This is a genomic window from Bradyrhizobium sp. AUGA SZCCT0158 (assembly GCF_018130065.1).
Lineage (GTDB): Bacteria > Pseudomonadota > Alphaproteobacteria > Rhizobiales > Xanthobacteraceae > Bradyrhizobium.
Window position 1 is genome coordinate 285,029 of the sequence record NZ_JAFCME010000003.1, and the last position, 25,448, is coordinate 310,476.

26 protein-coding genes are annotated in these 25,448 nt (G+C 63.0%); 11 read left to right on the forward strand and 15 right to left on the reverse strand.

The window, feature by feature from the left end; translation table 11 throughout:
• The first annotated feature begins 120 nt into the window (after window positions 1-120).
• Window positions 121-834, forward strand: a complete 714-nt coding sequence (gene radC / locus JQ574_RS06145; protein WP_212209776.1) for a RadC family protein — start codon at window positions 121-123, stop codon at window positions 832-834.
• A gap of 410 nt (window positions 835-1,244) precedes the next feature.
• Here radC and JQ574_RS06150 read toward each other — a convergent pair whose 3' ends face one another.
• Entirely contained in the window at window positions 1,245-2,138 is an 894-nt protein-coding gene (locus tag JQ574_RS06150) for a helix-turn-helix transcriptional regulator (protein ID WP_212209684.1), read from the reverse strand.
• Window positions 2,139-2,234: 96 nt separating this feature from the next.
• On the opposite strand from JQ574_RS06150, the gene JQ574_RS06155 reads away from it, so the two are divergent.
• From JQ574_RS06155 to JQ574_RS06185, 7 genes are all read left to right on the forward strand, one after another.
• Window positions 2,235-2,927 (forward strand): ABC transporter permease, encoded by a 693-nt coding sequence (locus JQ574_RS06155; RefSeq protein ID WP_212209685.1) that lies wholly within the window; start codon window positions 2,235-2,237, stop codon window positions 2,925-2,927.
• Window positions 2,928-2,929: 2 nt separating this feature from the next.
• Window positions 2,930-3,652: an ABC transporter ATP-binding protein gene (locus tag JQ574_RS06160; protein ID WP_212209686.1), complete on the forward strand. Its 723-nt coding sequence runs from the start codon at window positions 2,930-2,932 to the stop codon at window positions 3,650-3,652.
• A gap of 22 nt (window positions 3,653-3,674) precedes the next feature.
• The gene (locus tag JQ574_RS06165) at window positions 3,675-4,502 is read left to right on the forward strand and encodes an extracellular solute-binding protein (protein WP_212209687.1); all 828 of its coding nucleotides are present in this window, start codon (window positions 3,675-3,677) and stop codon (window positions 4,500-4,502) included.
• The gene (locus JQ574_RS06170) at window positions 4,502-5,308 is read left to right on the forward strand and encodes a molybdate ABC transporter substrate-binding protein (protein ID WP_283813691.1); all 807 of its coding nucleotides are present in this window, start codon (window positions 4,502-4,504) and stop codon (window positions 5,306-5,308) included. The genes JQ574_RS06165 and JQ574_RS06170 overlap by 1 nt, the downstream gene beginning before the upstream one ends.
• A 170-nt stretch (window positions 5,309-5,478) precedes the next feature.
• Window positions 5,479-6,447 carry a LysR family transcriptional regulator gene (locus JQ574_RS06175; RefSeq protein WP_212209689.1) on the forward strand — a complete coding sequence of 323 codons (969 nt, stop codon included), beginning with the start codon at window positions 5,479-5,481 and terminating at the stop codon, window positions 6,445-6,447.
• 99 nt (window positions 6,448-6,546) lie between these two features.
• Window positions 6,547-7,257 carry an SDR family NAD(P)-dependent oxidoreductase gene (locus JQ574_RS06180; RefSeq protein WP_212275400.1) on the forward strand — a complete coding sequence of 237 codons (711 nt, stop codon included), beginning with the start codon at window positions 6,547-6,549 and terminating at the stop codon, window positions 7,255-7,257.
• A gap of 36 nt (window positions 7,258-7,293) precedes the next feature.
• On the forward strand, window positions 7,294-7,542 hold the full coding sequence (locus JQ574_RS06185) for a 4-oxalocrotonate tautomerase family protein (RefSeq protein WP_212209690.1): 249 nt from the start codon (window positions 7,294-7,296) through the stop codon (window positions 7,540-7,542).
• A gap of 128 nt (window positions 7,543-7,670) precedes the next feature.
• On the opposite strand, the gene JQ574_RS06190 is transcribed toward JQ574_RS06185, so the two are convergent.
• Window positions 7,671-8,048 carry a hypothetical protein gene (locus JQ574_RS06190; protein ID WP_212209691.1) on the reverse strand — a complete coding sequence of 126 codons (378 nt, stop codon included), beginning with the start codon at window positions 8,046-8,048 and terminating at the stop codon, window positions 7,671-7,673.
• Between the two features lie 177 nt (window positions 8,049-8,225).
• Here JQ574_RS06190 and JQ574_RS06195 point away from each other — a divergent pair, with 177 nt between their 5' ends.
• Entirely contained in the window at window positions 8,226-8,537 is a 312-nt protein-coding gene (locus tag JQ574_RS06195) for a putative quinol monooxygenase (protein ID WP_192739249.1), read from the forward strand.
• 2 nt (window positions 8,538-8,539) lie between these two features.
• Here JQ574_RS06195 and JQ574_RS06200 read toward each other — a convergent pair whose 3' ends face one another.
• From JQ574_RS06200 to JQ574_RS06240, 9 genes are all read right to left on the reverse strand, one after another.
• Window positions 8,540-9,811 (reverse strand): RNA polymerase sigma factor, encoded by a 1,272-nt coding sequence (locus tag JQ574_RS06200; protein WP_212209778.1) that lies wholly within the window; start codon window positions 9,809-9,811, stop codon window positions 8,540-8,542.
• 31 nt (window positions 9,812-9,842) lie between these two features.
• Window positions 9,843-10,235 (reverse strand): YciI family protein, encoded by a 393-nt coding sequence (locus JQ574_RS06205; protein WP_212275398.1) that lies wholly within the window; start codon window positions 10,233-10,235, stop codon window positions 9,843-9,845.
• A gap of 72 nt (window positions 10,236-10,307) precedes the next feature.
• Window positions 10,308-10,679, reverse strand: coding sequence for a YciI family protein (locus JQ574_RS06210; protein WP_192739251.1), 372 nt, complete (start codon window positions 10,677-10,679; stop codon window positions 10,308-10,310).
• Window positions 10,680-10,870: 191 nt separating this feature from the next.
• Window positions 10,871-11,944, reverse strand: coding sequence for a hypothetical protein (locus JQ574_RS06215; RefSeq protein ID WP_212209693.1), 1,074 nt, complete (start codon window positions 11,942-11,944; stop codon window positions 10,871-10,873).
• 172 nt (window positions 11,945-12,116) lie between these two features.
• On the reverse strand, window positions 12,117-12,788 hold the full coding sequence (locus JQ574_RS06220) for an AprI/Inh family metalloprotease inhibitor (protein WP_249119155.1): 672 nt from the start codon (window positions 12,786-12,788) through the stop codon (window positions 12,117-12,119).
• A 146-nt stretch (window positions 12,789-12,934) separates the two neighbouring features.
• Window positions 12,935-13,924, reverse strand: a complete 990-nt coding sequence (locus JQ574_RS06225) for a 2-hydroxyacid dehydrogenase (RefSeq protein WP_212209695.1) — start codon at window positions 13,922-13,924, stop codon at window positions 12,935-12,937.
• Window positions 13,924-14,712 (reverse strand): ABC transporter permease, encoded by a 789-nt coding sequence (locus JQ574_RS06230; RefSeq protein WP_192739255.1) that lies wholly within the window; start codon window positions 14,710-14,712, stop codon window positions 13,924-13,926. The genes JQ574_RS06225 and JQ574_RS06230 overlap by 1 nt, the downstream gene beginning before the upstream one ends.
• The gene (locus JQ574_RS06235) at window positions 14,709-15,503 is read right to left on the reverse strand and encodes an ABC transporter ATP-binding protein (RefSeq protein ID WP_212383395.1); all 795 of its coding nucleotides are present in this window, start codon (window positions 15,501-15,503) and stop codon (window positions 14,709-14,711) included. Before JQ574_RS06235 ends, JQ574_RS06230 begins: the two co-directional genes overlap by 4 nt.
• A 5-nt stretch (window positions 15,504-15,508) precedes the next feature.
• On the reverse strand, window positions 15,509-16,528 hold the full coding sequence (locus JQ574_RS06240) for an ABC transporter substrate-binding protein (RefSeq protein WP_212209697.1): 1,020 nt from the start codon (window positions 16,526-16,528) through the stop codon (window positions 15,509-15,511).
• A 135-nt stretch (window positions 16,529-16,663) separates the two neighbouring features.
• Here JQ574_RS06240 and JQ574_RS06245 point away from each other — a divergent pair, with 135 nt between their 5' ends.
• On the forward strand, window positions 16,664-17,485 hold the full coding sequence (locus JQ574_RS06245) for a creatininase family protein (protein ID WP_212209698.1): 822 nt from the start codon (window positions 16,664-16,666) through the stop codon (window positions 17,483-17,485).
• A 479-nt stretch (window positions 17,486-17,964) separates the two neighbouring features.
• On the forward strand, window positions 17,965-19,965 hold the full coding sequence (locus JQ574_RS06250; RefSeq protein ID WP_212209699.1) for a carbohydrate porin: 2,001 nt from the start codon (window positions 17,965-17,967) through the stop codon (window positions 19,963-19,965).
• 24 nt (window positions 19,966-19,989) lie between these two features.
• On the opposite strand, the gene JQ574_RS06255 is transcribed toward JQ574_RS06250, so the two are convergent.
• The 4 genes from JQ574_RS06255 to JQ574_RS06270 all read right to left on the reverse strand — a co-directional run bounded on the left by JQ574_RS06255 (window position 19,990) and on the right by JQ574_RS06270 (window position 25,145).
• A complete protein-coding gene (locus JQ574_RS06255; protein WP_212209700.1) occupies window positions 19,990-21,294 on the reverse strand; it encodes a hemolysin family protein in 1,305 nt (434 codons plus the stop codon).
• A gap of 113 nt (window positions 21,295-21,407) precedes the next feature.
• On the reverse strand, window positions 21,408-23,039 hold the full coding sequence (locus JQ574_RS06260) for an FMN-binding glutamate synthase family protein (protein ID WP_212209701.1): 1,632 nt from the start codon (window positions 23,037-23,039) through the stop codon (window positions 21,408-21,410).
• Between the two features lie 201 nt (window positions 23,040-23,240).
• Window positions 23,241-24,113, reverse strand: a complete 873-nt coding sequence (locus JQ574_RS06265; protein WP_249119138.1) for a patatin-like phospholipase family protein — start codon at window positions 24,111-24,113, stop codon at window positions 23,241-23,243.
• Between the two features lie 258 nt (window positions 24,114-24,371).
• A complete protein-coding gene (locus JQ574_RS06270; protein WP_212209703.1) occupies window positions 24,372-25,145 on the reverse strand; it encodes a ferredoxin--NADP reductase in 774 nt (257 codons plus the stop codon).
• Window positions 25,146-25,448 lie beyond the last annotated feature (303 nt).

Sequence of the window (25,448 nt, forward strand, 5' to 3'; positions counted from 1 at the left end):
CTGGTCCGAAACACCTGGAAGGCGCCGCATGGCGTGCGGCGCCTTTTCTCTATCCGAAATCCGCCGCCGCCCCGCACTTCAGAGTTGCAAAAGCTGGCCGGCACGGCATGCTTGATGCCGATGCCCGCCAAGAATAGCGATCCCAATGCCGAACCCGCCGAGACGCCGCATTACCACGGCCATCGCGAGCGGCTGCGCGAGCGCTTCTACAGCGCCGGGCCGGACGCGCTCAGCGATTATGAGCTGCTGGAGATGGCGCTATTCCCAGCCCTGCCCCGGCGCGACACCAAGCCGCTGGCCAAACTGCTGCTGAAGAAGTTCGGCTCCTTTGCCGAAGTCGTCCACGCGCCGGAAGCGCGCCTGCGCGAAGTCGAGGGGATCGGCGATGCGTCCATCCAGCAGATCAAGCTGCTCGCCGCCGCCGCAAGCCGGGTGGCAAAAGGCGAGATCAAGCGCAGCATCGCGCTGTCGTCCTGGAACGACGTGATCGGCTATTGCCGCAGCAGCATGGCATTCGCCGACAAGGAACAGTTTCGCCTGCTGTTCCTCGACAAACGCAACCAGCTGATTGCGGACGAGGTGCAGCAGACCGGCACCGTCGACCACACCCCGGTCTATCCGCGCGAGGTGATCAAGCGCGCGCTGGAATTATCGGCGACCGCGCTGATCCTGGTGCACAACCACCCGTCCGGCGATCCGACGCCCTCGCAGGCGGATATCGAGATGACCAAGGCGATCGTCGACATCGCCGCCCCGCTCGGCATCTCCGTGCACGACCACATCATCGTCGGCAAGAACGGCCATGCGAGCTTGAAGGGGATGCGGCTGATCTAGCAAGACGGCCTTCAGGCGCGAAGCCAATCAGCTACCTTGTCGGCCTCTGCACAGAGCTCACGATCTCGCGCGCGGCATTCTGCAGATCGGCAAGGTGCCGGGCTGCAAAATCCTCCACCGTGAACGCCGTCCTGATCCAGCGAAAATTGATCGAGCCATGAACGCGTCTGCCATCGAACAGCGCCACGGCAACTGCAGAAGAAGTTCGGGCTTACGCCGGCGGAAGTCGGACTCATTCACGAATTAATCCAGGGCAGCAGCCTTCAGACCGCCGCGGACCGGCTTGGGATCAAGATTGCGACGGCACGGACCCGTCTTCATCGGATCTTTGCGAAAACCGGCACGACGCGTCAGGCCGAACTCATGCGTCTGATATTGACAAGGGAGCATTGGGCCCGGCCCGGCAGAAACTAATTCACCAGCAGAACCTCGCCGACACGGTCGATGTCGTAGCCTGCAAGTTCTGTCGCATGCTCGCGGAACGCCGCCGAGCGCAGGAAGCCGAACAGGCGCTGCGGCCCGGGCAGGAAGTAATCGCGCTGCCGCAGCACCAGGTCAAAATTCTCCCATGTCAGCGGCAGGAATTCGAGCGCGGCGGCGAGCGCGACCGACCTTGTTGCGATCCCGCAATCGGCGCGGCGCGAGCGCACCGCCTGCGCGATGTCGGTCCCGGTCGGGCACACCGGCTTCAACAAGCTGACATCGTGGGCTGCGAGGCCGGCGCGGGCCAGCAGCGCGAGCAGCAGCAGTTGCGCGCCGGCACCGAGCGGACGCTGCGCCATGCGCGCGCCGGTGCGCGCGACCGATGCAATATCGCTCAACTTCAGTGGATTATCAGGTGCGACCAGGATGCCTTGCTCGCGCCGCGCAAACGAAATCACGACGGCATCGTGCAACCCCGGTGCGCCGGCAACGGTTGCGATATTCACCTGCTCATCATCCGCACCATCTTCCTGGGCGTGCAAATGGATCGCCGCGGCCATTACCTCGCCGCGCGTCAGCCGCCGCAATCCTTCTTCGCTGCCTTCCGGCAGGCTCGCGAGACCGCAGCCGCTCTCGCGCAGCGCCCATTCCAGCAGGGGATCATGACTGCCGCCAAGGATCGGAGGGGCTGCGACATGGGTGAGCGCCGCCGGCGCGATCAGGCCGGCCGTCACCCAGCGGTCAAGCGCCGCGCGCGGAAACAGCCATCGTCCCGTCACCTTGGTGCACGGCACGACGCCTTGCGCGACCAGCTCGTAGAGCTTGCGCTCGGACAGACGCAGGTAGATCGCGGCCTCGTCGGTGGTGAGCAGATCGGCCATCGGCAAATAAGCACGGACATGCATTAATATGAATAGGTTACGAAATTTGACCATAACCGCGGCTTCTGCACAAGATGCGCAGAAGGATGGATTTCGATGCCGGGCGATGTTTCTGCGCTTCAACTGGTGCTGACCGGTGACCCAGCGCTGCTGGCCATCGTGCGGCTGTCGTTGATCGTGAGCCTTTCCGCCGTTGTCCTTGCCGCCCTGATTGGAATCCCCTTCGGGGCAGCGCTGGCACTGATCCAGTTTCCCGGCCGTCAGGCCGTCATCGTCGTGCTCAACGCGCTGATGGGCCTGCCGCCGGTGGTGGTCGGGCTGGCGGTTTTCCTGGCGCTGTCGCGTGCGGGCCCGCTCGGCTCATGGGGCCTGCTGTTCACGCCGAAGGCGATGGTGATCGCACAAACGGTGCTGGTGGCTCCGATCATCGCGGCCCTGACGCGCCAGACCATCGAAGATCTGTGGCTCGAATACCGCGACGAACTCAATGCGATGAATGTCGGCCCGGTCGGCCGGGTGGCGACGCTGATCTGGGACGCGCGGTTCAGCCTGGTCACCGCACTCCTCGCCGGGTTTGGCCGGGCAGCGGCCGAGGTCGGCGCGATCATCATTGTCGGCGGCAATATCGACGGCTTCACCCGCACCATGACGACCGCAATCGCGCTGGAAACGTCCAAGGGCGACCTGCCGCTGGCCGTCGGACTCGGCATGGTGCTGATCGTGATAGTGATCGCGGTCAACGCGCTCGCCTGGACCGCCCGGCGCGCGGGCGAGCGAATGGCGGGGTGACCATGCGCGCACCAATTTCCGATCTGCCGATCAGGTTCGAGAACGTCACCGTCGCCGCCGGGGCGGTGACGCTCCTCGACGGCATCAGCCTCACGCTGAACCCGGGGAGGCCGACCATTCTGATCGGCCCGAACGGCTCGGGGAAGAGCACGCTGCTGCGCACGGCGATGGGTCTGGTGCGGCCATCACAGGGGCTCGTGACGTGGGGAGGACGGGAAGATGTCCCGCCGACGCGGCGCGCCATCGTGCTGCAGCGCCCGGCCATGCTGCGGCGTAGCGCAAGCGGCAACATCCGCTACGCCCTGCGCGCGTCTGATGTCGCGCGGACGGAGCAGCAAAGCCGGATCGATGAATTGCTGGCGCTGGTCGGCCTCGGCCAACTGGCCGATCGTCCCGCGCGCCGGCTGTCGGGCGGCGAACAGCAGCGGCTTGCGCTGGCGCGCGCGCTCGCGCGCGATCCCGCCATCCTTTTTCTGGACGAGCCGACCGCGAGCCTCGATCCCGCCGCCACCAAGGCGATCGAGGACATCGTCCACGCGGTGAGCCAGCGCGGCATCAAAATCGTCATGGCGACCCATGACCTCGGCGAAGCCCGGCGGCTGGCGGGCGACATCGTCATGCTTCACCGCGGCCGCGTGGTCGAAACCGGCCCGGCCGCGTCGTTTTTCAGCACACCACAAACCGGCGAAGCGAAAACGTTCCTCGCCGGCGAACTGCTCGTTTGACTGATCTTTTGGAGGACATGAAATGTTTACTCGCCGCTTGCTGATGGCGATCGCCGTCAGCGCCGTTTTCGCCGGCTCCGCTTTCGCGCAGGACAAATCGATCCTGGTGGCGTCGACCACCTCGACGCAGGATTCCGGCCTGTTCGGTCACCTGCTGCCGATGTTCAAAGACAAGACGGGCATCGACGTGAAGGTGGTTGCACAGGGCACCGGCCAGGCGATCGATACCGGCCGCCGCGGCGACGCCGACGTGCTGTTCGTCCACGCCAAGGCGGCGGAAGAAAAATTCCTCAGCGAAGGCTTTGGCGTCAAGCGTTACCCTGTCATGTACAACGACTTCGTCCTGGTTGGCCCGAAAAGCGATCCTGCCGGCATCAAGGGATCAAAGGACATCGTCGCCGCGTTCAAGACGCTCAAGGACAAGGGCATCGACTTCATTTCGCGCGGCGACAAGTCCGGCACGCACCAGGCCGAGCTCAATCTCTGGAAGGTCGCCGGCATCGACATCGCGACGGACAAGGGCCCCTGGTACAAGGAAATCGGCCAGGGCATGGGCGCCGCGCTCAACACCGCGGCGGCTTCAAACGCCTATGTGCTGACCGATCGCGCCACCTGGCTTTCGTTCAAGAACAAGGGCGAACTCGTCATCGAGGTCGAAGGCGACAAGCGGCTGTTCAACCAGTATGGCGTCATGCTGGTGAACCCGGCGAAGCATCCGAACGTCAAGCAGGAGTTCGGCCAGCAATTCATTGACTGGCTGGTCTCAAGCGAGGGCCAGAAGGCGATCGCCGATTTCAAGATCAACGGCGAGCAGCTGTTCTATCCCAATGCCAGCGATCCCGGCGCCTGATGCGCATTCGCCCTCTTGCAAGCCTTGTGGTTCTCATATCGATGTCAGTGCCAGCCACCGCAGAAGATCCGGTGCTGCTCCATGCCGCCGGCAGCCTGCGCGGCGCGCTAACTGACATTGCAGCTGGTTTCGAGGCGGCCACCGGGACCCAGGTGAAGGCAAAGTTCGGCGCATCCGGTTTGCTGAAGGACGAGATCGCCGGCAGCGCCAAGGCTGAAGTGTTCGCTTCCGCCAACATGGAGCACCCCCGCGCATTGGCGTTCGCCAAACGCAGCGGCCCGGCGGTGCTGTTCGCGCGCAACAAGCTGTGCGCATTGGCGAGGCCGGGGCTCGCGATCGAGCCCGCGACGCTCCTCGACCGGATGCTCGACGCCGAGATCAAGCTCGGCACCTCGACGCCGCGCGCCGACCCGTCGGGCGACTATGCTTGGGAAGTGTTTCGCAAGGCCGACAGGATCAAACCGGGCGCCTACGCCCTGCTCGACAAGAAAGCGCTGCAGCTCACCGGTGGACCGACCAGCCCGCCGGCACCTCCGGACCGTTCGATCTATGGCAATTTGCTCGCACAGCGCGCCGCCGACATCTTCCTGACCTATTGCACCGGCGCGCTGGCGGCGCAGAAGGAAAATCCGGCGCAGCAGATCGTCGGCCTTCCCGATGCGCTGGCGGTCGGCGCCGACTACGGATTGACCGTGATCAACGATGCGTCGGCCCCTGCCTACAAATTCGCGTTGTTCATTCTTTCCACCGAGGGCCAGCAATTGCTCGCCAAGCACGGATTTGCCGCGCCGGGTGCAGCGCCATAGGGGATTAGTCAGGTCAGCGGGATTCATCGGATATCATCGCGATCAGGCCTGACGAACATGTCCAGCGCGGCTTGGAAGCTAGATTTGGCAGCCCAGGTAGGCCACCTTGCCGCCCCGCGGAAGAATGCCTATGACCGGACGGCCCAGTGTTCCCTTAGGCGGAAGAACAAATGGACCGCATCGACGCGATGAAAGTCTTTGTCTCCGCCGTCGACGAGGGCAGCCTCGCCGGTGCCGGCCGGCGCCTGCGCCGGTCACCCGCCGCCGTGAGCCGCGCGATCGCCTTCCTCGAGAACCATGTCGGGGCTGAACTGCTGCATCGCACGACGCGGTCGCTGAAGCTGAGTGAGGCCGGCGAGCGCTATGTCGCGGCGTGCCGCCGCGTCCTCGTCGAACTCGAGGAGGCCGATCTCGTCGCCGGCAGCGAACGCTCGGCGCCACGCGGCACGCTGACCCTGACCGCGCCCATCATCACCGGTGAAGATATTTTGCGGTCGATCCTCGAAGCCTTCATGAACGAATATCAGGCGGTGACCGCGCGCCTCGTTCTGCTCGACCGGCCGGTGAATCTGATCGACGAGGGCATCGACGTTGCGCTCCGCATCGCACATCTCGCCGATTCGAATTTCGTCGCAGTGCGTGTCGGCGAAGTTCGCCGCGTGATCGCGGCGTCACCGGGATATCTGGCGCGGCATCCCGTCATCCGCGAACCGGCCGATCTGGCAAAGCACCGTATTGTCGCCATGACCCATTTCGGACTGGATTCCTGGAGCTTCCCGCCGCTGAAGGGATCCTCCGTTCCACGGGTGGTCCAGTTCGCGCCGCGGCTGGTCGTCAACACGGTTCGCGCGGCGATCGCCTCCGCGACGGAAGGGCACGGGGTCACGCGGCTTTTTTCCTATCACATCGCCGACGAAATCCGCGACGGACGGCTGCAACTGCTGCTCGGCAAGGACGAACACCCGCCGCTGCCGGTCCACCTGCTGGCGCCGCAGGGGCGCTTGTCGGTACCGAAGGTGCGCGCCTTTGTCGACTTTGCCGCGCCGCGCCTGAAGCGGTATTTCACTCGGCTTTCGAGCGAGGCCGACAAGAACGCCAGCGCCATTCGTGCGCGCGGCGGAAGAGTGCCTTCCGAATAGCGGGCATTCGCACCGAAACCTGGAAGAACTAGCCTGATCTCCATCGGCGCACACGGCCCGGCGGCAAACCTGCCGCTTCACAGAGATCAGGAGGCTACCATGGGTAAGGAACAGAAAGTCGTCATCATCACCGGCGCATCGCAGGGTATCGGCGCGGATCTGGTGAAGGGATATCGCGATCGCAACTACCGCGTCGTCGCCAATTCCCGTTCGATCAGGCCGTCCAGCGATCCGGATGTTCTGACCGTCGCGGGCGACGTTTCCGACCCGGCGACCGCGCAGAAAATCGTGTCGCAGGCGCTGGAGCGTTTCGGCCGCATCGATTCCCTGGTCAACAATGCCGGCATCTTCGTCGCCAAGCCGTTCACCAGCTATACCGCCGAGGATTTTGCGTCGGTCATTGCAACCAATGTTGGGAGCTTCTTCTACCTGACAAAACTCGCCGCGGCCGAGATGCTGAAGCAGGGTTCGGGTCACATCGTGCAGATCACGACCAGCCTGGTCGACCATGCCAACAGCAACGTTCCCTCGGTGCTGGCCTCGCTGACCAAGGGCGGTTTGAACGCCGCCACCAAATCCCTGGCGATCGAGTACGCAAAGCGAGGCATCCGCGTCAACGCTGTCTCCCCGGGAGTCATCAAGACTCCGATGCACAAACCTGAAACGCACGAATTCCTGGCCAATCTGCATCCGGTCGGGCGCATGGGCGAAGCCAAGGACATCGTCGACGCCGTGCTGTTCCTGGAAGGAGCCGCCTTCGTCACCGGCGAGATCCTGCATGTCGATGGCGGCCAGAGCGCCGGTCACTGACAGCCATTCGGAACAACTCCAGCAAGGATAATGAACATGCCCATCGTTACCATCCAGATCACCCGCGAAGGCACCCACCCCGGTGCCGACGCGGCCACGCCCGAAGAAAAGGCCGCCCTGATCAAGGGCGTCAGCCAGCTGCTGCTCGACGTGCTCAAGAAGCCGCTGGAGTCGACATTCGTCGTCATCGACGAAGTCGACACCGGCAATTGGGGTTGGGGTGGGCTTCCCGTGCTCGACTACCGAAAGAAGCGTGCGAGCGCGCGCACGGGCTCCGCAGGCTAGCGGGAAGGATGCTCGAAATACGGACAGGGACTACGCCGCCCTGTTCGTGATCGGCGCGGACGCTGTCACCGTCTCGCTGGCGATTGACCTCGTTACCACGACCGAACGAGGAAGATAGCTTCCGCGCCTCACGGCCTGACCCAGCGCTGCACCGCTTCTGCCGTATCCGCCGGCGTAGTGTTGAAGCAGATCCGGACATGCGGCACGTGGATCAGGACGAGATTGATGATCTTCTCGAACAGCAGCAGTCGTTCCGGGGGCTCGCGCAGGCCGGCGCCGATCACCACGCAATCCAGATGTCTCGATTTGAGCGCGGCAACGGTCACCGCCTCGGCGGTTTCGCCGGGATCGATCAGACAGCTCTCCGCGTCGTAGCCGAGCGCGCGCAGTATTTCGATTTGCGCCTCGATGAAATTCCTGACGAGTTCGGGTGTCAGCCCCGGAAAGGCGTTGAAATCCACAAACGAAGGCTCGATGCCGATCGCGAGCACGGTCTTTTTCGCCATGCGTTGGTTCCATATCGGGTGAAGCGCTCGCGGACCAAACGCGTGGATCCTCGCGCCGGTTCCAAATCCCGTCTTGATATGACAATTCGACTGACACCGAAGCATCGATGTCGTGATCCCGACTAGGATGGACGTCAGTCGCCGGTATCGGCGCTGGATGTTTCACAGGAGAACAACATGGCAGCAATCGACAACGCCAACCAAAGCCTGGTCGTCACCGCGTTCTGGGAGGTCAATCCGGGCGAGGAAGCGGCGGTCGCCAGTCTACTGAAAGATTTCCTGCCGCAGGCGCAGCGCGAGCCCGGCGTGAAGGAATTCCAGATCCATCAGAACCTGGCCGAGCCGCGGAAATACTTCTTCTACGAGGTGTTCGCGGGCGAAGCAGCCTTCGCCGATCATCAGCAAACGCCGCACTTCAAGAACATCATCGTCGGCCAGGCGATTCCAAAACTTGCGAAGCGCGAACGCTCGCAGTTCCGCTTCATTTAGGCTCAAGCCGGCGCGCCGCTGCCTGCTTCGGCGGCGCGCCGCTTCAACAATTCCTGCTCGCGCTTGTTGCCAGCGAGACTGGCGGCGGCCTCGAACGCGGCGCGCGCTTCTTCGAAGCGCCCGAGTTTGTGCAGCAGATCGCCGCGAACGCTTCCCAGCAGGTGGTAGGTCTTCAGCGCCGGCTCGTGCGCAAGACGGTCCACGATCGCAAGCGCTGCCGCTGGTCCCTCGGCCATGCCGACCGCAACGGCGCGGTTGAGTTCGATGATGGGCGAGCGAACCAACGCGGCCAATTCAGCGTAGAGTTCTGCAATGCGCGGCCAGGGCGTCTCATCGGGCGCCGACGCCTGAGCGTGGCAGGCGATGATCGCCGCCTGCAAGGCATAGAAACCGGCGGCGCCGCCAAGTTCGTGCGCCCGCGCCAGTGCCGACATGCCGCGGCGGATCTGGAGTTGGTCCCACAGCCCGCGGTTCTGGTCCATCAGCAGGATCGGATCGCCGGCTTTGTCGGTGCGCGCGGCGATGCGCGAGGCATTCAATTCCATCAGCGCCAGCAGGCCATGCGCCTCGGATTCCTGAGGCGCGATCGAGGTCAGCACGCGCCCCATCCGCAGCGCATCGTTGCACAGCTGCGGCCGCAGCCATTCGTCGCCGCGGGCCGCGGTATAGCCTTCGTTGAAGATGAGGTAGACGACCTCCAGCACCGAGGCGAGCCGATCGGAAAGCTCCTCGCCGCGCGGGGTCTCGTAAGCGAGACCTGATTCCGACAGCGTCCGCTTTGCCCGCACGATCCTTTGGGCAATGGTCGCCTCCGGCAGCAGGAAGGCGCGCGCGATCTCGTCCGTGGTCAGGCCGCAGATCATCCGCAGCGCCAGCGCGGCGCGGGCTTCGCGCGACAGGCGCGGATGGCAGGCAGTGAAGATCAGCCGCAGCAATTCATCGCCGATATCGTCGTCGAGTGCGCTGTCGAAATCGGGCATGGCCTGCTGTTCCTGCTCCATGTCCCGCGCCACGATCTCGTGCTTGCGGGTGAGCATCTGGCGGCGGCGCAGATGATCCAGCGCGCGCCGCTTGGCGATCGCCATCAGCCAGGCGCCGGGCTTTTCCGGAACGCCCGTGACAGGCCAGTGCTCGATCGCCGCCAGCAGCGCTTCCTGTGTCAGGTCCTCGGCCAGCGGCACGTCGCGCAGCATCCGCGACAGGCTGGTGAGCAGCCGCGGCTGCTCGATGCGCCAGACGGCGACGACGGTGCGATGGATGTCGGCGGCGGTCATCGCCGCCGACGCTGCTTGCATGGCGAGAGCCTCAAGAGGCGGCCCGCGCACTGACCGAGCAGGCCGCCTCCCAATCCGCCGTCACAAAAGCGCGGACTTCGCACGTGCCTTCCCAACCCGGCATGTAGTCGCGGTGGACCTGCATGAACTCGACCGCCTTCTCGATCGCCTCCTGCTTGTCGCGGAGTTCGAAGATCGCATAGCCGCCGATCACTTCCTTGGCTTCCACGAACGGCCCGTCCACGACACCGAGCCTGCCGTCCGTGATCCGCACCTGCGCGCCCGATGTGCGCGGTTGTAGCGCACCACTGGTGACCATGCGGCCCGCCTTGATTTCGCGTTCGGCGAGCTTGTGCACGGCCGCCATCAGTTCGGGCGTCGGCGGTGTGGGGTGGACAGGCGTAACGATATACATGAAGCGCATGTGAAGAACTCCCTTGTGAGCCAGCCACCACTATCGCTGGCTAGCGGCGGCCGGGATGGCGAACGGCGATGATCAGGAACACTCGCCCGGCGCGCCGTCGAAGAATGCGCGAATCTCGCACGTCCCTTCCCAGCCCGGCATGTGATCGACGTGGAGCTGCATGAATTCCTTCGCCAGCGCCACCGCCTCTTCCTTGCTGCGCAGTTCTGATATCGCGTAGCCGCCGATCACTTCCTTGGCCTCCACGAACGGGCCATCGACGACGCTGAGCTTGCCGTCGGTGATGCGCACCTGCGCGCCCATCGCCAGCGGCATCAACCCGCCGGTGTCCAGCATGCGGCCGGCCTTGATTTCCCTGTCGGCGAGCTTGTTCATCGCCTCCATCATTGCTGCCGGCGGCTCCGCGGGCGGATGGGACGACATGACGATCGACATGAAGCGCATGAAAAACTCCTGTTTGAGGCGAGCTGCAGGCACCGAGCCCGCGGAACTGTCCCGCTATTTCAGACGACGAACGGGATTGCCGGGAATCGACAGGGGTTTTGACAATTTTTCGAGGGGACCAATGGACGCGGCAATCCGGGATCAGCGCAGGCTGATCCGGGATCAGCACAGCCTCGGCAATAATCCTGGCCTCATCCGGTGCAAAACAGCCGGTTTCGATCCGCGCCACCGCGCAAATAGGTCGTCAACGCCAATATTTCCGGTTCGGTCAAGTCCTGGCGCAAGGGGACGCCGGGGAATTCCCGTGCCATCATGGCCTTTGCCGCCTCGGGCTGCTCGCCCTTGACCACCACGGTGAGATATCTGGCAACCGCCTTGACCTCGCGCCGCTCCTGAACGGTCCTGGGCTGCGGCAGCTTTGCCGACGACCCGGCCATCAGGTCCTCGAGCGCGACCCAGGCAAGCCGGCGCTGGTTGGTATCGGGATCGTCGACCGTCGGCCGGCCCGCATAGGTCAGTGCGGTCAGATAATAGTGCGCAGCCGCGATGTAGTCGCGGACCGCGGGCAGCATCGGCTTGTCATTGCGCAGCGGCATCAACCTGACGTCTCCGCCGGTGGCGGAAGCGAGATAGCAGCGCCAATGCTGCAGGGCGGAGAGCTCGGACACCATGATGCCCGCGCGCAGCCGGCGCAATTTTTCGGGCTCTATCTTGACGAAGACACGCGGTTCTTCACCTGCGGCCTGACGCAAGAAGAGGGTACCGTCGTCCACATCCACCCGACCCTCGACCATCCAGGCACTTGTTGCGCTCACGCTGCGCGCGCGGATGATCGGATCGCCGCGCGGCGAATCAATTCGGTTCGCCGCGGTACTGATATCGCTGAAAAGGAGTTTGCTTCCGGATGCAAGGATCTGTTCCTTGCCGGTGGCAGGGGCCGAACCTGAAAGCGCGAGCCGTCCGGTGGCCACCAGCGGTGCATCGCTGCAGAGATTTTCCTTGGCGCAATAGCCGGGATCGATACCGTAAAATCCCATCATGCGGTTCTCGAACCGCCCGTCGCTCTCGATGATGAGAAGCTCCTCCATCGGCACGATGGTGCCGTCCCGCCACAGCGGCGGAAAGGCGACGTTGTCGACCGCGATCCACCAGCCCGCAAGGTGGGGTGGAACCGATGACTGCGCCGAAGCCGATCCCGCAGCCGTCAAAGCCAGGAAGGCAATGGGCGCAATCAACATGCGCTGCAAACAGCCCAAGAGCGACATGACCGAATTCCTACGGTTCCTGTCCCGCTGCCGTTCAGCTTCGACGCGACCGAACCGCGTGCGCGTGACCTGGCGACACCAATTGGTGATCGCTGCGGCTTAGAAGAAAGGCTGCGACAGCGAAAAAGGTTCCGCCGGGCCCTCCTGTGGTCGGGGCCGGCGCGGATGGTGCCTACTGCCCCCGGATCATGATCAGGGGATCGGCGCTGTCGGGCACCCGCCGCCATTGCGCATTGTCGTCGGCCTCGAACTGCCAGGTCTGGCCGCTGGCCGACAGCAATATCATCCGGCCGTGATCGAGCCGCCACTGGTTGGGCGCGAACGCAGCCACCGCGGGATCACAGCGCGGCTTCAAAAACACCTGGAAATTATCGCCGGTCGCCTCGGTGTTGGTGAGCGTCAGGCCGCAGATCGCCTTGCCATTGCCGCGCACCATCGACCAGTCGCCGATCATCTGGTCCATCGATTTGGCGAGCGAGCGGGCGGCTGCGAGATTCTGCAGGATGTAGACGCCTTCGCCGGTCCGCAGTCCTTCGAAAATGCCGCTCTCGACTTCGGTGAAATCGATTACCGGCTGGCCGGCGGCATCCTGCAGCCGCACGATGTCGCCGAGGCCCTTGATATTCCAGGCGATGATATCCTTGGTGAAGGGCAGCGCCGCCGCGCAGCCGGGCTCGAGTTCCAGTTTCAATCCCTGCGGCGTCGCATCGCCCTTGAACGTGACGACGCAGGTCTTGCTGCGCTCGGTGGTCGCAAGCTCCCACTGGCCGACCATGTCCTTCTGCAGGTTCGGGCCGCCCTGCGACCGCGCCGGTGACCCGGAAGCAAGCAGAACGGCAAGCAGCGCCCATAGCACTGCAACCGCGACACCTGGGCGGCCAGAGCCTTTTCCGTTTCGATTGAATCGAAACGGGGCACTAGATTCCTTATTTTGACGCGTTTTCTTGCCGCGAACCGGGACCACTTCGCTGGAAAACGCTACGCGAGGCATCAGCGCCCCTTCACCGGCGTTTCCGGCACCGGCGTCAGCGGCGCCTTGCCGGCAAACCAGTTCTTGATGTTATCGACCACGAGCTGGTCCATGGCATTGCGCGTGACCACCGAGGCCGAGCCGATATGTGGCAGCAGCACGACGTTTTGCATGGCTTTCAGATCGTCCGGCACGCTCGGCTCGTTGGCAAACACGTCGAGCCCCGCCGCCAGGATCGTCCCCGACTTCAGCGCCGCGACCAGCGCCTCTTCGTCGACGACCGAGCCGCGCGCCACGTTGATCAATACACCGCGCGGCCCAAGCGCCTTGAGAACATCGGCATTGATCATTTTTGCGGTAGAGGCGCCGCCCGGCACGATCACGATCAGGGTGTCGACCGCCTTCGCCATTTCCAGCAGGTCGGGGTAATGCTTGTAGGAGACCGCCGATGACGGGTTGCGCGAATGATAGGAGACCGGCACCAGCGAAGCCTCCAGCCGGCGGCCGATCGCCTGGCCAATGCGGCCCATACCGACAATGCCGACCTTGCGGTCGCGCAGCGAGCCGACGCTCAGGGGATAATTCTGCGTCTGCCACAGGCCCGAACGCAGATAGCGGTCGGCCTTGACGAATTCGCGCAAGGTCGAGATCAACAGCCCCATCGCGACGTCGGCGACCTCTTCGGTCAGCACATCGGGTGTGTTGGTGACCACCACATTGTGTTCGCGCGAATAGTTGCAATCGACGTGGTCGTAGCCGACGCCGAAGCTGGCAATGAGCTCGAGCTTCGGAAAATGCGACAGTGCCTTGGCATCGGCCGGCACCGAATGATAGGTCACCGCCATGCCACGGGTCTTGGCCAGCACGTCGGGCGTCAGCCGTTCGAGATCCGCCCGGCTCTCCGCCTTGTGCAGTACATATTGGTCGGAGAAGCCGTTTTCGAGGATCGGCCTGATTGGCCCATAGACCAGCAAATCGATCTTTTCGGACGAAATATTCCCGGCAGCCATCAGTTTTCCTTTCGAAGCGCGCTTTCATGCCAGCGCCGCAGTACCAGATGCGAAATTAGCGCCAGCAGCCCATAGATGACAATCCCGGCGACGGAGAGCAACAGCAGAGCGGCGAACATTCGGGGAATGTTGAGACGGTAACCGGACTCGGCAATACGGAACGCAAGGCCCGAGCCTGCGCCCGCCGTGCCGGCCGCGATTTCGGCGACCACTGCGCCAATCAGGGATAGTCCGCCTGCGATCCGCAATCCACCGAGAATATAGGGCAATGCTGCTGGCAACTTCAGGTACCGCAGCGTCTGCAGCCGCGACGCGCCATAGAGGCTGAACAGGCCGGCCAGATTGCGGTCGACCGAATTGAGCCCGAGCGTGGTGTTGGACAGCACCGGAAAGAAGGCGACGATCCAGGCGCAAACGATGACCGCGGTTTGTTGCTGCAAATAGATCAGCAGCAACGGTGCGATCGCGATCACAGGCGTGACCTGCAGGATTACCGCATAGGGAAACAGCGAATATTCCAGCCATTTCGATTGATTGAACAACAGCGCCAGCGCGACGCCGCCGATCGCGGCGGCGATGAAGCCTTCCAGCGTGGTCAGCAAGGTGACGCCGAGGGATTCCGATAGCACCGGCCAGTCCGCGACCAGCGTCTGGAACACCGCCGATGGCCCCGGCAGCACATAAGGCTGGATGTCGTTGACGCGCACCACCAGCTCCCACAACGCGATGCCGGCGGCGAGCACCACGACGGGTAGCAAGAACCGAACAAAATCCCGTGAAGAACTCATGCGCTTGTTCGCCCCGAATAGGAGGGCACCAGCGCTTGTGAGACCTCGCGGCAATAGGCGGCATAGGAAGCCGACATCCGGAAGTCCTCGACCCGCGGCTCCGGCGTGTCGATACGAAATTCAGCGCTGACGCGCCCCGGCCGTGACGACATCACGACCACGCGCTGCGACAGATACACCGACTCGAACACCGAATGGGTGACGAAGATGACCGTCATATTCAGCTTGCGCCACAACTCCAGGAGATCGTTGTTGAGACGGAAGCGCGTGATCTCGTCGAGTGCGGCGAACGGCTCGTCCATCAGCAGGATATCCGGACGGGTGACCAGCGCCCGCGCCAGCGATACCCGCATCTTCATGCCGCCGGACAATTCGCGCGGGTATGCAGCGGCGAACTCCGACAGGGCGACCTGCGCCAGCGCCTCGCTGATCCGCCGGTCCGCTTCCGTCGTCGCCATGCCGGCAAGCTTCAGCGGCAGCCGGACATTGTCCTGCACGCTGGCCCACGGCATCAGGGTCGGCTCCTGAAACACGAAGCCGATGTCATGACCCGCGCGGGTTTCCTTCGCGTGGTGCGAAACGGCAACCACACCCGAACTCGGCGTGGTCAGTCCCGCAATCAGCCGCAAGGCGGTGGATTTGCCGCAGCCGGAGGGGCCTAGCAAGGAGACGAATTCGCCACGCTTGACGTCGAGGTCGAACGGTCCAAGCGCGGCCACGCCATTGTCATAGACCTTGGTGACGTCACCAAGGCTCACCGCCATCGCATCAGACAAAGCGGGACCGGCCATCACGCCTAGTTCTTCGGCCGCAGATTGAGGCCGATGCCCTTGTTGATGAAGCGCAGCGTATAGGCCTGGCGGTAGTCGATATCGCGGCGAACCACGCCGGCGCGCACCATCTTGTCGAAGAAGCTGGCGACGCGGGCATCGGTCATGGCGCCGATGCCATCCTTCAAGGTGTCGCCGGAATCGACGATGCCGTATTCCTTCATCTTGGCCGTGGAATATTTCAAGAGTTCATCGGTCATTTCCGGATTGAGCTTCTTGATCATGGCATTGCCCGGCGTGTTGTCGCCGTAGAGATAATTGTACCAGCCGATCATGGACGCATCGACGAAGCGCTGCACCAGGTCGGGCTTCTTGTCGACGATCTCGGTACGGGTCTCGATCAGGGTCGAATAGGCGTTGAAACCGTAATCGGCCAGCAGCACGACGTTCGGCTTGAAGCCGGCGGCCTTTTCGACCGCGTACGGCTCGGAGGTGACATATCCCTGCATCGCGCTTTGCTTGTTCACGATGAAAGGCTGCGAGTTGAAAGTGTAGGGTTTGACCTTGCTCTCGCTGAACCCATACTCGGACTTCAGCCACTGGAAATAGCTCGTAATGCCTTCCTTCGACACCAGCAGCGTCAACGGTTTGAGATCCTCCAGTTTGCTGATCTTGAATTCCGGATGGGTCAGAAAGACCTGCGGATCCTTCTGGAAGATGGCGGCGACCGCCACCAGCGGCACCTTGTTCGTGACCGCATCGAAGGATTGCAGCGTGTTCGCGCTCATGAAGAAATCGAGCTTGCCGGCGATCAGCAGCATGCGGTTGTTGGTGTTGGGGCCGCCCGGCACGATGGTGACGTCAAGCCCGTAATTCTTGTAGGTGCCGTCGGCGACCGCCTGGAAGAAGCCGCCATGCTCGGCTTCCGCGACCCAGTTGGTTCCAAACGAGACCTTGTCGAGGGTCTGCCCGCGCGCAGGCACCAGCGCGGCCACCAGCGCCAATAGGGCTGCGGTTAACGTTCGCGGCAAAAAGGCCGGGTTCATGGTTGGACTCCGTCGATCATTCTGGCCCATGATAAGGAGGGTGTGGACGTGGATCACGCCCCCAAGGAGGGAGATATCGTCCCTGGTTGGCTAACAAACTACCCTGCAAATCCATTCAAAGAAACGCTTGGCTCGATGACTTCGCCCGTTCCGCCCCGCAACTGGACCGACATCCACTGGCCCGATATCGCAGCCAGCGGCCCCGAGCGCTGGATCGCGGTGCTGCCGCTGGCGGCAACCGAACAGCACGGCCCGCATTTGCCTGTCGGCACCGACGTCATGATCGGCGAGGCCTATCTGGCGCGGGTCCGCGAGCTGCTGCCGGCGAGCGTTCCGGTCACGTTCCTGCCACTGCAGCCGGTCGGGATTTCCACCGAACATATCGATTATCCGGGCACGCTGACGCTACCCACTGAAATCGCGCTGAAGAGCTGGATGGCGCTCGGCGAAAGCGTCGCGCGCGCCGGCGTCAGGAAGTTCGTCATGGTGACGAGCCATGGCGGCAACAGCGCGGCGATGACGCTGGTCGCGCAGGATCTGCGCGCACAACATGGACTGTTCGTGGTCACCACCAGCTGGTCGCGCTTCGGTGTCCCGGACGGACTGTTTTCGGCGGAAGAACTGCGCCACGGCATCCATGGCGGCGCGATTGAGACCTCGATCATGCTGGCGCGATATCCGCAAACCGTGCGCGAGCAGGCGATCATCGATTTTCGCCCGAGCAGCATCGCCATGGAAAAGGATCACCACTGGTTGTCGGCGCATCGGCCCGCGCCATTCGCCTGGCAGGCTCAGGACCTGCACGGCAGCGGCGCCATCGGCGACGCTACCCAGGCCTCCGCCGAAAAGGGCGAAAAGCTGCTCGATCACGGCGCCCGCGCGTTCTGCGAATTGCTTGACGATGTCGATAAATTCGACGTGAAGCGCCTGGCGACCGGGCCCGATTACATCCTCTAAGCGACTGTATAGACTGCCGAATAATCTACCATCCGGATTGCCCAAACTTCGTTCGAACCGGAATCGGGATGGCTCCGTCCAACTGGGTGCGGACCACGTTGACCGCCTTACGGCTGCTCTCGTGGTTCCCTGTCCGGCATGGCGCCTCATCCACCCTGTGCCGAACCAGACCCGCCCGGTTGTCCCCCCGGGCGGGTCATTTTTTTGGGCCAGCCATCCCTGCCCCACCGCTGTTGCAAAACCGTCATGCAGCAATGCCATCCAAGACGGACTCCATCGCCTTATTGTTGCGAGTTAATTGCAACTGGGATTGGGGTGTATGGTGCGTTTTTCCGATCTGGCTTTGAGCGGACGAATCGGGAAGAAGCCGACCGGGGGCGGCGGGGTTGATGACTTCATTTCTTGGGTGGCGGCCGGCGTTCAAATCTGCAGTGATGGTGCGAGACCGCAGCCCGCTTCGCGCTGGACCAGGCCGCACCATGGGTTCGTACCGCCATTCCCTGCAGCATGTTTTGGCTGGCGCCGCCGTCGGTGCCATGACGCTCGCCAGTCCCGTCCTGGCGGCTGATCTGTCTCTCAAGGCGCCTGCACTCAAGGCCGTCTATAACTGGACTGGTTTCTATGTGGGCGGCCATGCCGGTTATGGCGCCGGCAGCCTGGGCCCGAACACCAACACCGAGCCCTTGCAGGGCGTGTTCCTTCCCCACAGCGTCACGGGACTGACCGGCGGCTATCAGGCCGGCTACAACCACCAGCTGGCCAACAGGGTCGTGCTCGGTGTGGAGGCTGACGTTTCGTTCGGCAGTCCGGTGGACATTCCGCGGCTCGCGCCGGTGCCGTTCAACAGCACCATCGATTACATCGCAACCGCGCGCGGCCGGGTCGGCTACGCGATGGGAACGTGGATGCCCTACGTCACGGGCGGCCTCGCTTGGGGAAGCACCCATGTCAACCTCAACGACACCGGGGTCATCATCCCGCCGAAGCGGTACCTCACGCATGTCGGCTGGACCGCGGGCCTCGGCATCGAGGTGGCGGTCGGCGGCAACTGGACTGCCAAGGCCGAATACAACTATGTCGACCTGGCGCCGCGGACCTATGACCTGACCGATGTCGGATTGCCGCGCGTCAACGTCGATCCCAACATTCATCTGCTCAAGCTCGGACTGAATTACCGGCTGTGGGAGACGCCGCCTTGGGCGGGTCCCACACCGGTCGATGGACGCACCGCGCTTGCCGAGCCGAAAAACTGGAATGTGCACGGTCAGACCACGGTTATCGCGCAAGCCTATCCCCGCATGCGCTCGCCCTATGAGGGCACCAACAGTCTTCCGGGCGGCGGCCAGGGCCGCCAGACCTGGACCGCGGACGTGTTTCTCGGCTGGCGGCTGTGGCAGGGCGGCGAGTTCTATTTCAACCCCGAACTGGCGCAGGGTTTTGGCCTCAACAGCACGCTGGGACTTGCCGGCTTCTCCAACGGCGAAGCCCAGAAAGGCGGCGCGCCCTATCCGAAATATCGCCCGCAGCGCTACGTCTTTCGCCAGACCTTCGGCCTCGGCGGCGAACAGGAAGACGTCGCCGACGGTCCGATGCAACTCGCGGGCAAGCGCGACATCGACCGCGTTACGGTCACGGTCGGCCGTTTTGCCGTCGGCGACTATTTTGACGGCAACTCCTACGCCAAGGATCCCCGCGTCGACTTCATGAACTGGGCGATGTGGTCATCTGCGGCCTACGATTTCCCCGCCGACCTCCCCGGCTTCACCCGTGGCGCCGTGGTCGAACTCAACCGCAAGGACTGGGCAATTCGCGCCGGCCTGTTCCAGGTCCCCAACGCGCCCAACAGCGACGTCCTGGTGTTCAAGTCCGGCGGCGCGGTGGTTGAATTCGAGGAGCGCCACACGATCTTCGATCAGCCCGGCAAGCTCAGGCTCGGCATTTTCGGCAATCGCGGCAACACCGGCAGCTACCGGAACGCGCTGGGGATAGCAGCGGCGGACCCGACGCTTGACATCAACGACGTCATCGTCGGCATCCGGCGCGAAAACACCAAATACGGATTCTACATCAACGCCGAACAGCAGATCATTAGGGATGTCGGGATGTTCGCCCGCGCGAGTTGGAACGACGGGCGCAACGAAATCCTGTCCTTCACCGACGTGGATCGCAGCGTTTCCGCCGGGTTATCGGTCAAGGGCAGTTATTGGGGCCGGCCGAGCGATACGTTCGGCATCGGCGGCGCCGTCAATGGACTTTCATCTGGCCATCGCGACTTCCTGGCGGCGGGCGGCCTCGGCCTTTTGATCGGCGACGGCCGGCTCAACTACCGCAATGAAAGTATCTTCGAGACCTTCTATGCGTTCGCGCTCGACAAGAATTTCACGTTGACCGCTGATTATCAGCGGATCGCAAACCCCGCCTATAATGGCGACCGCGGCCCCGTCCATATCTTCTCGGGTCGCTTGCACGGCGAGTTCTGAGCCTCGGCGTCAGAAGCTTCGGCATCACGCTGGCGTCGTGGCGGCATCGTCGATGCGCGTCGCCAGCGCCTTGTCGATACGCCGGCCGTCGAGATCGACGATCTCGAAGCGCCAGCCCTGCGCCTCCACGTGATCGCCGACGCCAGGTATCGCGCCGAACTGCTGGAGCAGGAAGCCGGCCATGGTTTGATACTGCCGCGACGACGGCAGGACGATCTGGAGCAGATTCGCAAATTCGACGGCAGGCATCCAGCCCGAGATCAGATACGAGCCGTCGTCCCGTTTCACCACCGCCGCTTCGGGCGGCCCCTCTTCGGTATGGAAACCGCCGACGATCGATTCGAGAATGTCGGCACTGGTCACGACGCCCTGGAAGGCGCCGTATTCATCATGCACCAGCCCCATATGCACGGGGGAGTCACGAAGCACCGCGACGACGTCCCTGGCATCGAGGAATTCCGGAATGATCGGCGCATCCCGGACCAGCGTGCGAATATCGGGTGCCTGCCCTGACAAATAGCTGTCCAGCATGTCCTTGGACTGGACAATGCCGAGCGCCGCATCCGGATCCTTGTCGAACACCACAAAGCGGGAATGGTTGCTGCCGGCAAGCGCAGCAAAGATAATTTCAGGCGGATCCGCCAGATTGATCATGCTGACTTCGGGGCGGGGCGTCATGACGGCGCCGACCGGAAGATCGCCAAGACGCATGACGCCCGCGATCATTTCCTTTTCGCCGGGCTCGAGTACCCCGGCGTTCTCGGCCTCGACCACCAATGTGCGGATTTCGTCCTCACTGACCTTGTCTTCGGCTTCACCCCGATGGCCGAGCAGCCACAACAGCCCCTTGCCGGAGCGATCCAGCAGCCACACCAGGGGCGACGAAATCTTCGAGAGCAACATCATGTAGGGCGCGACGCGCACCGCCACCGATTCCGGGTCGCGCAAGGCGATCTGCTTGGGGACCAATTCGCCAATGATGAGTGAGGCGTAGGTGATGACGCTCACCACGACGCCGACGCCGATCGCGTCAGCCAGGCCTTTCGACAATCCCGATTCGACCAGCAGGTTGGTCAGGCGCTGGCCCAGCGTGGCGCCGGAAAACGCACCCGACAGCACGCCGATCAGCGTGATCCCGATCTGGACCGTCGACAGGAACTTGCCGGGATCAGACGCCAGCGCGAGTGCACGGCGGGAACCCGTGACGTTCTTTTCGACGAGCGCGGCGAGCCGTGCCGGCCGCGACGAGACAATGGCAAGCTCCGACATTGCAAGCAGGCCATTGGTGATGATCAGGACCGTCACGATCCCGAGTTCCAGATAAAGCATTGTCTCCCTTTTTTACGGGCAGTCATTCCAGAGAGAGGCTTTATCAGAGCAGCGGCCCTGCGGCGATAGCTTGTCGTCCCGGCCTCGAGCCGGGATGACGTAAGCGTGAAGGCTCACCCCGCCGGCTGGAACGAATCCGCCCGGGCCATATCCCAGGCGTCGCGGAAGCGTGCATCGCTGGTGCCGTCGATCAGCTCGCCCGGGCGCAGCGGCGGATAAAGTTTCGCGAACGTCAATGTGTCGTTCGTGGAGGATCGCTGCGAGAAGTGGATCGGCCGTAACTGCTGCGGATGGTCGAGGCCAGCAGCGGCGAGCAGCTCGGCCAACGCATGCAAGGTGGCGTGATGATAGTTGTAGACGCGATCGATCTTGTGCGGCACCACCAGCGCGCGCGCGCGCGACGGGTCCTGCGTAGTCACCCCGGTCGGGCAACGGTCGGTATGGCAGCTCAGCGATTGGATGCAGCCCAGCGCGAACATGAAGCCGCGCGCCGAATTGCACCAATCGGCGCCGATCGCCATCGCGCGCGCCATGTCGAAGGCGGTCGCGATCTTGCCGGCGGCGCCGATGCGGATGCGGTCGCGCGCGTTGATGCCCACCAGCGCGTTATGGACGAAATTGACGCCCTCGCGCATCGGCATGCCCAGATGGTCCATGAATTCCAGCGGAGCGGCGCCGGTGCCGCCTTCATTGCCGTCGACCACGATGAAATCAGGATAGATCCCGGTCTGCAGCATCGCCTTGCAGATGGCCAGGAACTCCCAGGGATGGCCGACGCACAGCTTGAATCCGGCGGGCTTGCCGCCGGACAACCGCCGCATTTCACCGATGAAGGCCATCATTTCGAGCGGCGTCGAAAACGCGCGGTGGCTGGCCGGCGAGATGCAGTCTTCGCCCATCGGCACGCCCCGGATCTTTGAAATCTCTTCCGAGACCTTGGCCGCCGGCAACACGCCGCCGTGTCCGGGCTTGGCGCCCTGGCTGATCTTGAGTTCGACCATCTTGATCTGGTCGTCGGAAGCAATGCGCGCGAACAATTCGGGATTGAAGCCGCCGTCCCGGTTGCGGCAGCCGAAATAGCCGGATCCGATTTCCCAGATGATGTCGCCGCCGTTCTCGCGGTGGTAGGGACTGACGCCGCCCTCGCCGGTGTCATGCGCGAAATCACCTTTTTTGGCGCCCGCATTCAACGCGCGTACGGCATTTGGACTAAGCGCGCCAAAACTCATCGCCGAAATGTTGAACACCGAGGCCGAATACGGCTTGGTGCAATCCGGACCGCCGATGGTGACGCGAAACTGCTCGACGGCGCGAGCCTTCGGTGCCATCGAATGATGCATCCATTCATAACCGTCGCGATAGACGTCTTCCTGGGTGCCGAACGGCCGCTTGTCGAGCTGCATCTTGGCGCGCTGATAGACCAGCGCGCGGGTATCGCGGGAGAACGGCATGCCGTCCTTCTCGCTCTCGAAGAAATACTGCCGCATCTCCGGCCGGATCTCTTCCAGCAGAAAACGGATGTGCGCGGAGATCGGATAATTCCGCAGCACCGCGTGGCTCTCTTGCGTGAGGTCGCGAATGCCGAGAACGGTGAGCCCGCCGAAGATCACGATGGGAACCAGCAATATTTCCCACACCTTCAAATTTTGATCGAAGATGCCGATGCCGATCAGCAGTGCCGTGACGACCGCGCAGATCGTCAGCACGATGTAGCGTGGCGAGAACGGCATCAACAGCGTTTCCATGACAACCCCTCAGCCGGAATATTCTTGCGGAATTATTCTTGTCCGCCAGCAGCTTAATCCAACCATTGGCATAAGCACCATACGATATACGGTCCAGCCGTCGCCGACGTGACAGGGGATCGCAAAATATTTGCACAAGCTCGTGGTGGTTGAATCAATTGATCGGAAGCTGCTTTTGCAGTGCAGCGTAACCGTCGCGCCTCAGTGGCTGTGCAGCCGCATTTCCCCGGGAATCTTGCCCTGCTGCAGGCCATGGTGGGCGAGCCACGCATCTGTCGTGGCAATCGCGCGGTCGATGTGATCGGCGGTGCGCGAAAAATCGTAAGGTGATCCCACCAGTGGGCATAGCGGCGGCACCACGAAATATTCGATGCCGGGATCGAGGCCCTCCAGCTCAATGACCAATTGCCGCGCGATCAGCAGCGTCAGCGCATGCAGCGCATTGGCGACCGCGCCGACGGGTGGAGCCTGCGTGGCGCAGGCGTGCCCGGTTGGCAGGATGATCAACCGCTTGGCGCCTTTCTGAACCGCGACCTGGATCGGCGTGTTGCTGGAGATCGCACCATCGGCGAGATAGTAATTCTTGTAGGGGATCGGCGCGAAAGCGCCGGGGATCGCGGTCGAAGCGACGATCGCCTCCGAAGTCGAGCCTTCCGACAGCACAACGCTGTCGCCGGAAATGATGTCGGTGGTGACGATATGCACCGGCACCTTGGCATCCTGCAGATTGCGATAGGGAATGTGGTCGTCGATCAGTTTGCGGATGCCGTCGTGGGAAATCAGGAAATCGCGGCGCCACAGAAAGCTCAGCACCGTGCGCCAACTCATCGGAAACACGTCGTGCCGGGTTAATCCGCGCCAGATGTCGCCCAGCCGCTCCACGCCCTTGAGCGTCGGATCGCCGGCATAAAAGGCGCCGTTGAGGGCGCCGACGCTGGAGCCGACCACCATATCGGCGGAAATTCCGTGCGCGGCGAGCGAATGCAACATGCCGACCTGAATGGCGCCAAAGCTGCCGCCGCCGGCGAACACAAAGGCGGTCTTCACCGGGCCGATCTGATCGCGTACCGACAACGCCTGGCTCCCTGATCGCCGCGTCGGCACAGGCCGCATGGCGTTGGGAGGGTTATAGCAGCGGGGGAATGGGATGGGCTACTGGGAGAGCGACGCTCTTTCCCCACGTCGTCCCGGCCTCGAGCTCAGATGCGCAATTGCGCATCGGGGGACCCATACGCCGCGGCCCGCGTTGTTGGAAAAAGAAGATAACAACCAGCGTGCAGACCAATTGCCGCCGGTGGCTATGGGTCCCGGCTCAAGGCCGGGACGACATCGTTAGCGTTCCACGAACGCCTTTTCGATCACGAAGTGACCGGGCTGGCTGTGGCTGCCTTCGAGGAAGTCGCGGGTCTCGAACAGCTGGCGCAGTTCTTCCAGCATGCCGGGGCTGCCGCACATCATGATGCGGTCGGTCGCGATATCGAGCGGCGGCTGGTGGATGTCGTTGAACAGCTGTTCCGAGGTGATCAGGTCGGTGATGCGGCCGCGATTGCGGAACGGCTCGCGGGTCACGGTCGGATAATACAGCAGTTTCTCGGACAGTAGCGGCCCGAACAATTCGTCGTCGCGCAGCTTCGCGACCAGCTCCTCGCCATAAGCGAGTTCGGAAACCTGCCGGCAGCCATGAACCAGCACGATGGTTTCATAGCGCTCATAGACATCCGGGTCCTTGATCAGGCTCGCGAACGGCGCAAGCCCGGTGCCGGTCGACAGCAGCAGCAGGCGCTTGCCCGGAATCAGATTGTCGGTGATCAGCGTTCCCGTCGCCTTGCGGCCGACCAGGATGGTGTCGCCTTCGCGGATCTTCTGCAGCTTCGAGGTCAGCGGCCCGTCCGCAACCTTGATCGAGAAGAACTCGAGTTCCTCCTCGTGATTGGCGCTCGCCATGCTGTAGGCACGCAGCAGCGGGCGGCCCTCGACCTCGAGGCCGATCATCGCGAACTGCCCATTCTGGAAACGGAAGCCGGAATCGCGGGTGGCGGTGAAGCTGAAAAGCGTATCGGTCCAATGACGGACAGAAAGAACTTTCTCTCTATAGAACGCGCTCATGTGTTTTCGTTTTTCCTGACGTCTTGGTGTAGAACAAATCAGTTTCTTGCCGGTTTTTCGGGGCTCAAAGAGCTAAAAACCCGCGAAATCATTGGCGATTTGACGTTTCAATTGCGCCAATGACAGAGATAGTCAAGATCAATTGGCGTACAATTGAGAACTCGGAATGGCAGTCGGTTTATTTTGCGGAAAGGTTCGATTGGTCTTCGTTAATGGAGATCTCACACGCAATTAACTTGCTGAAATTGACGCCGATCTGGCAATAAATTGCTACGCGAATTTTAGAACGCGTCAAAAGAGACC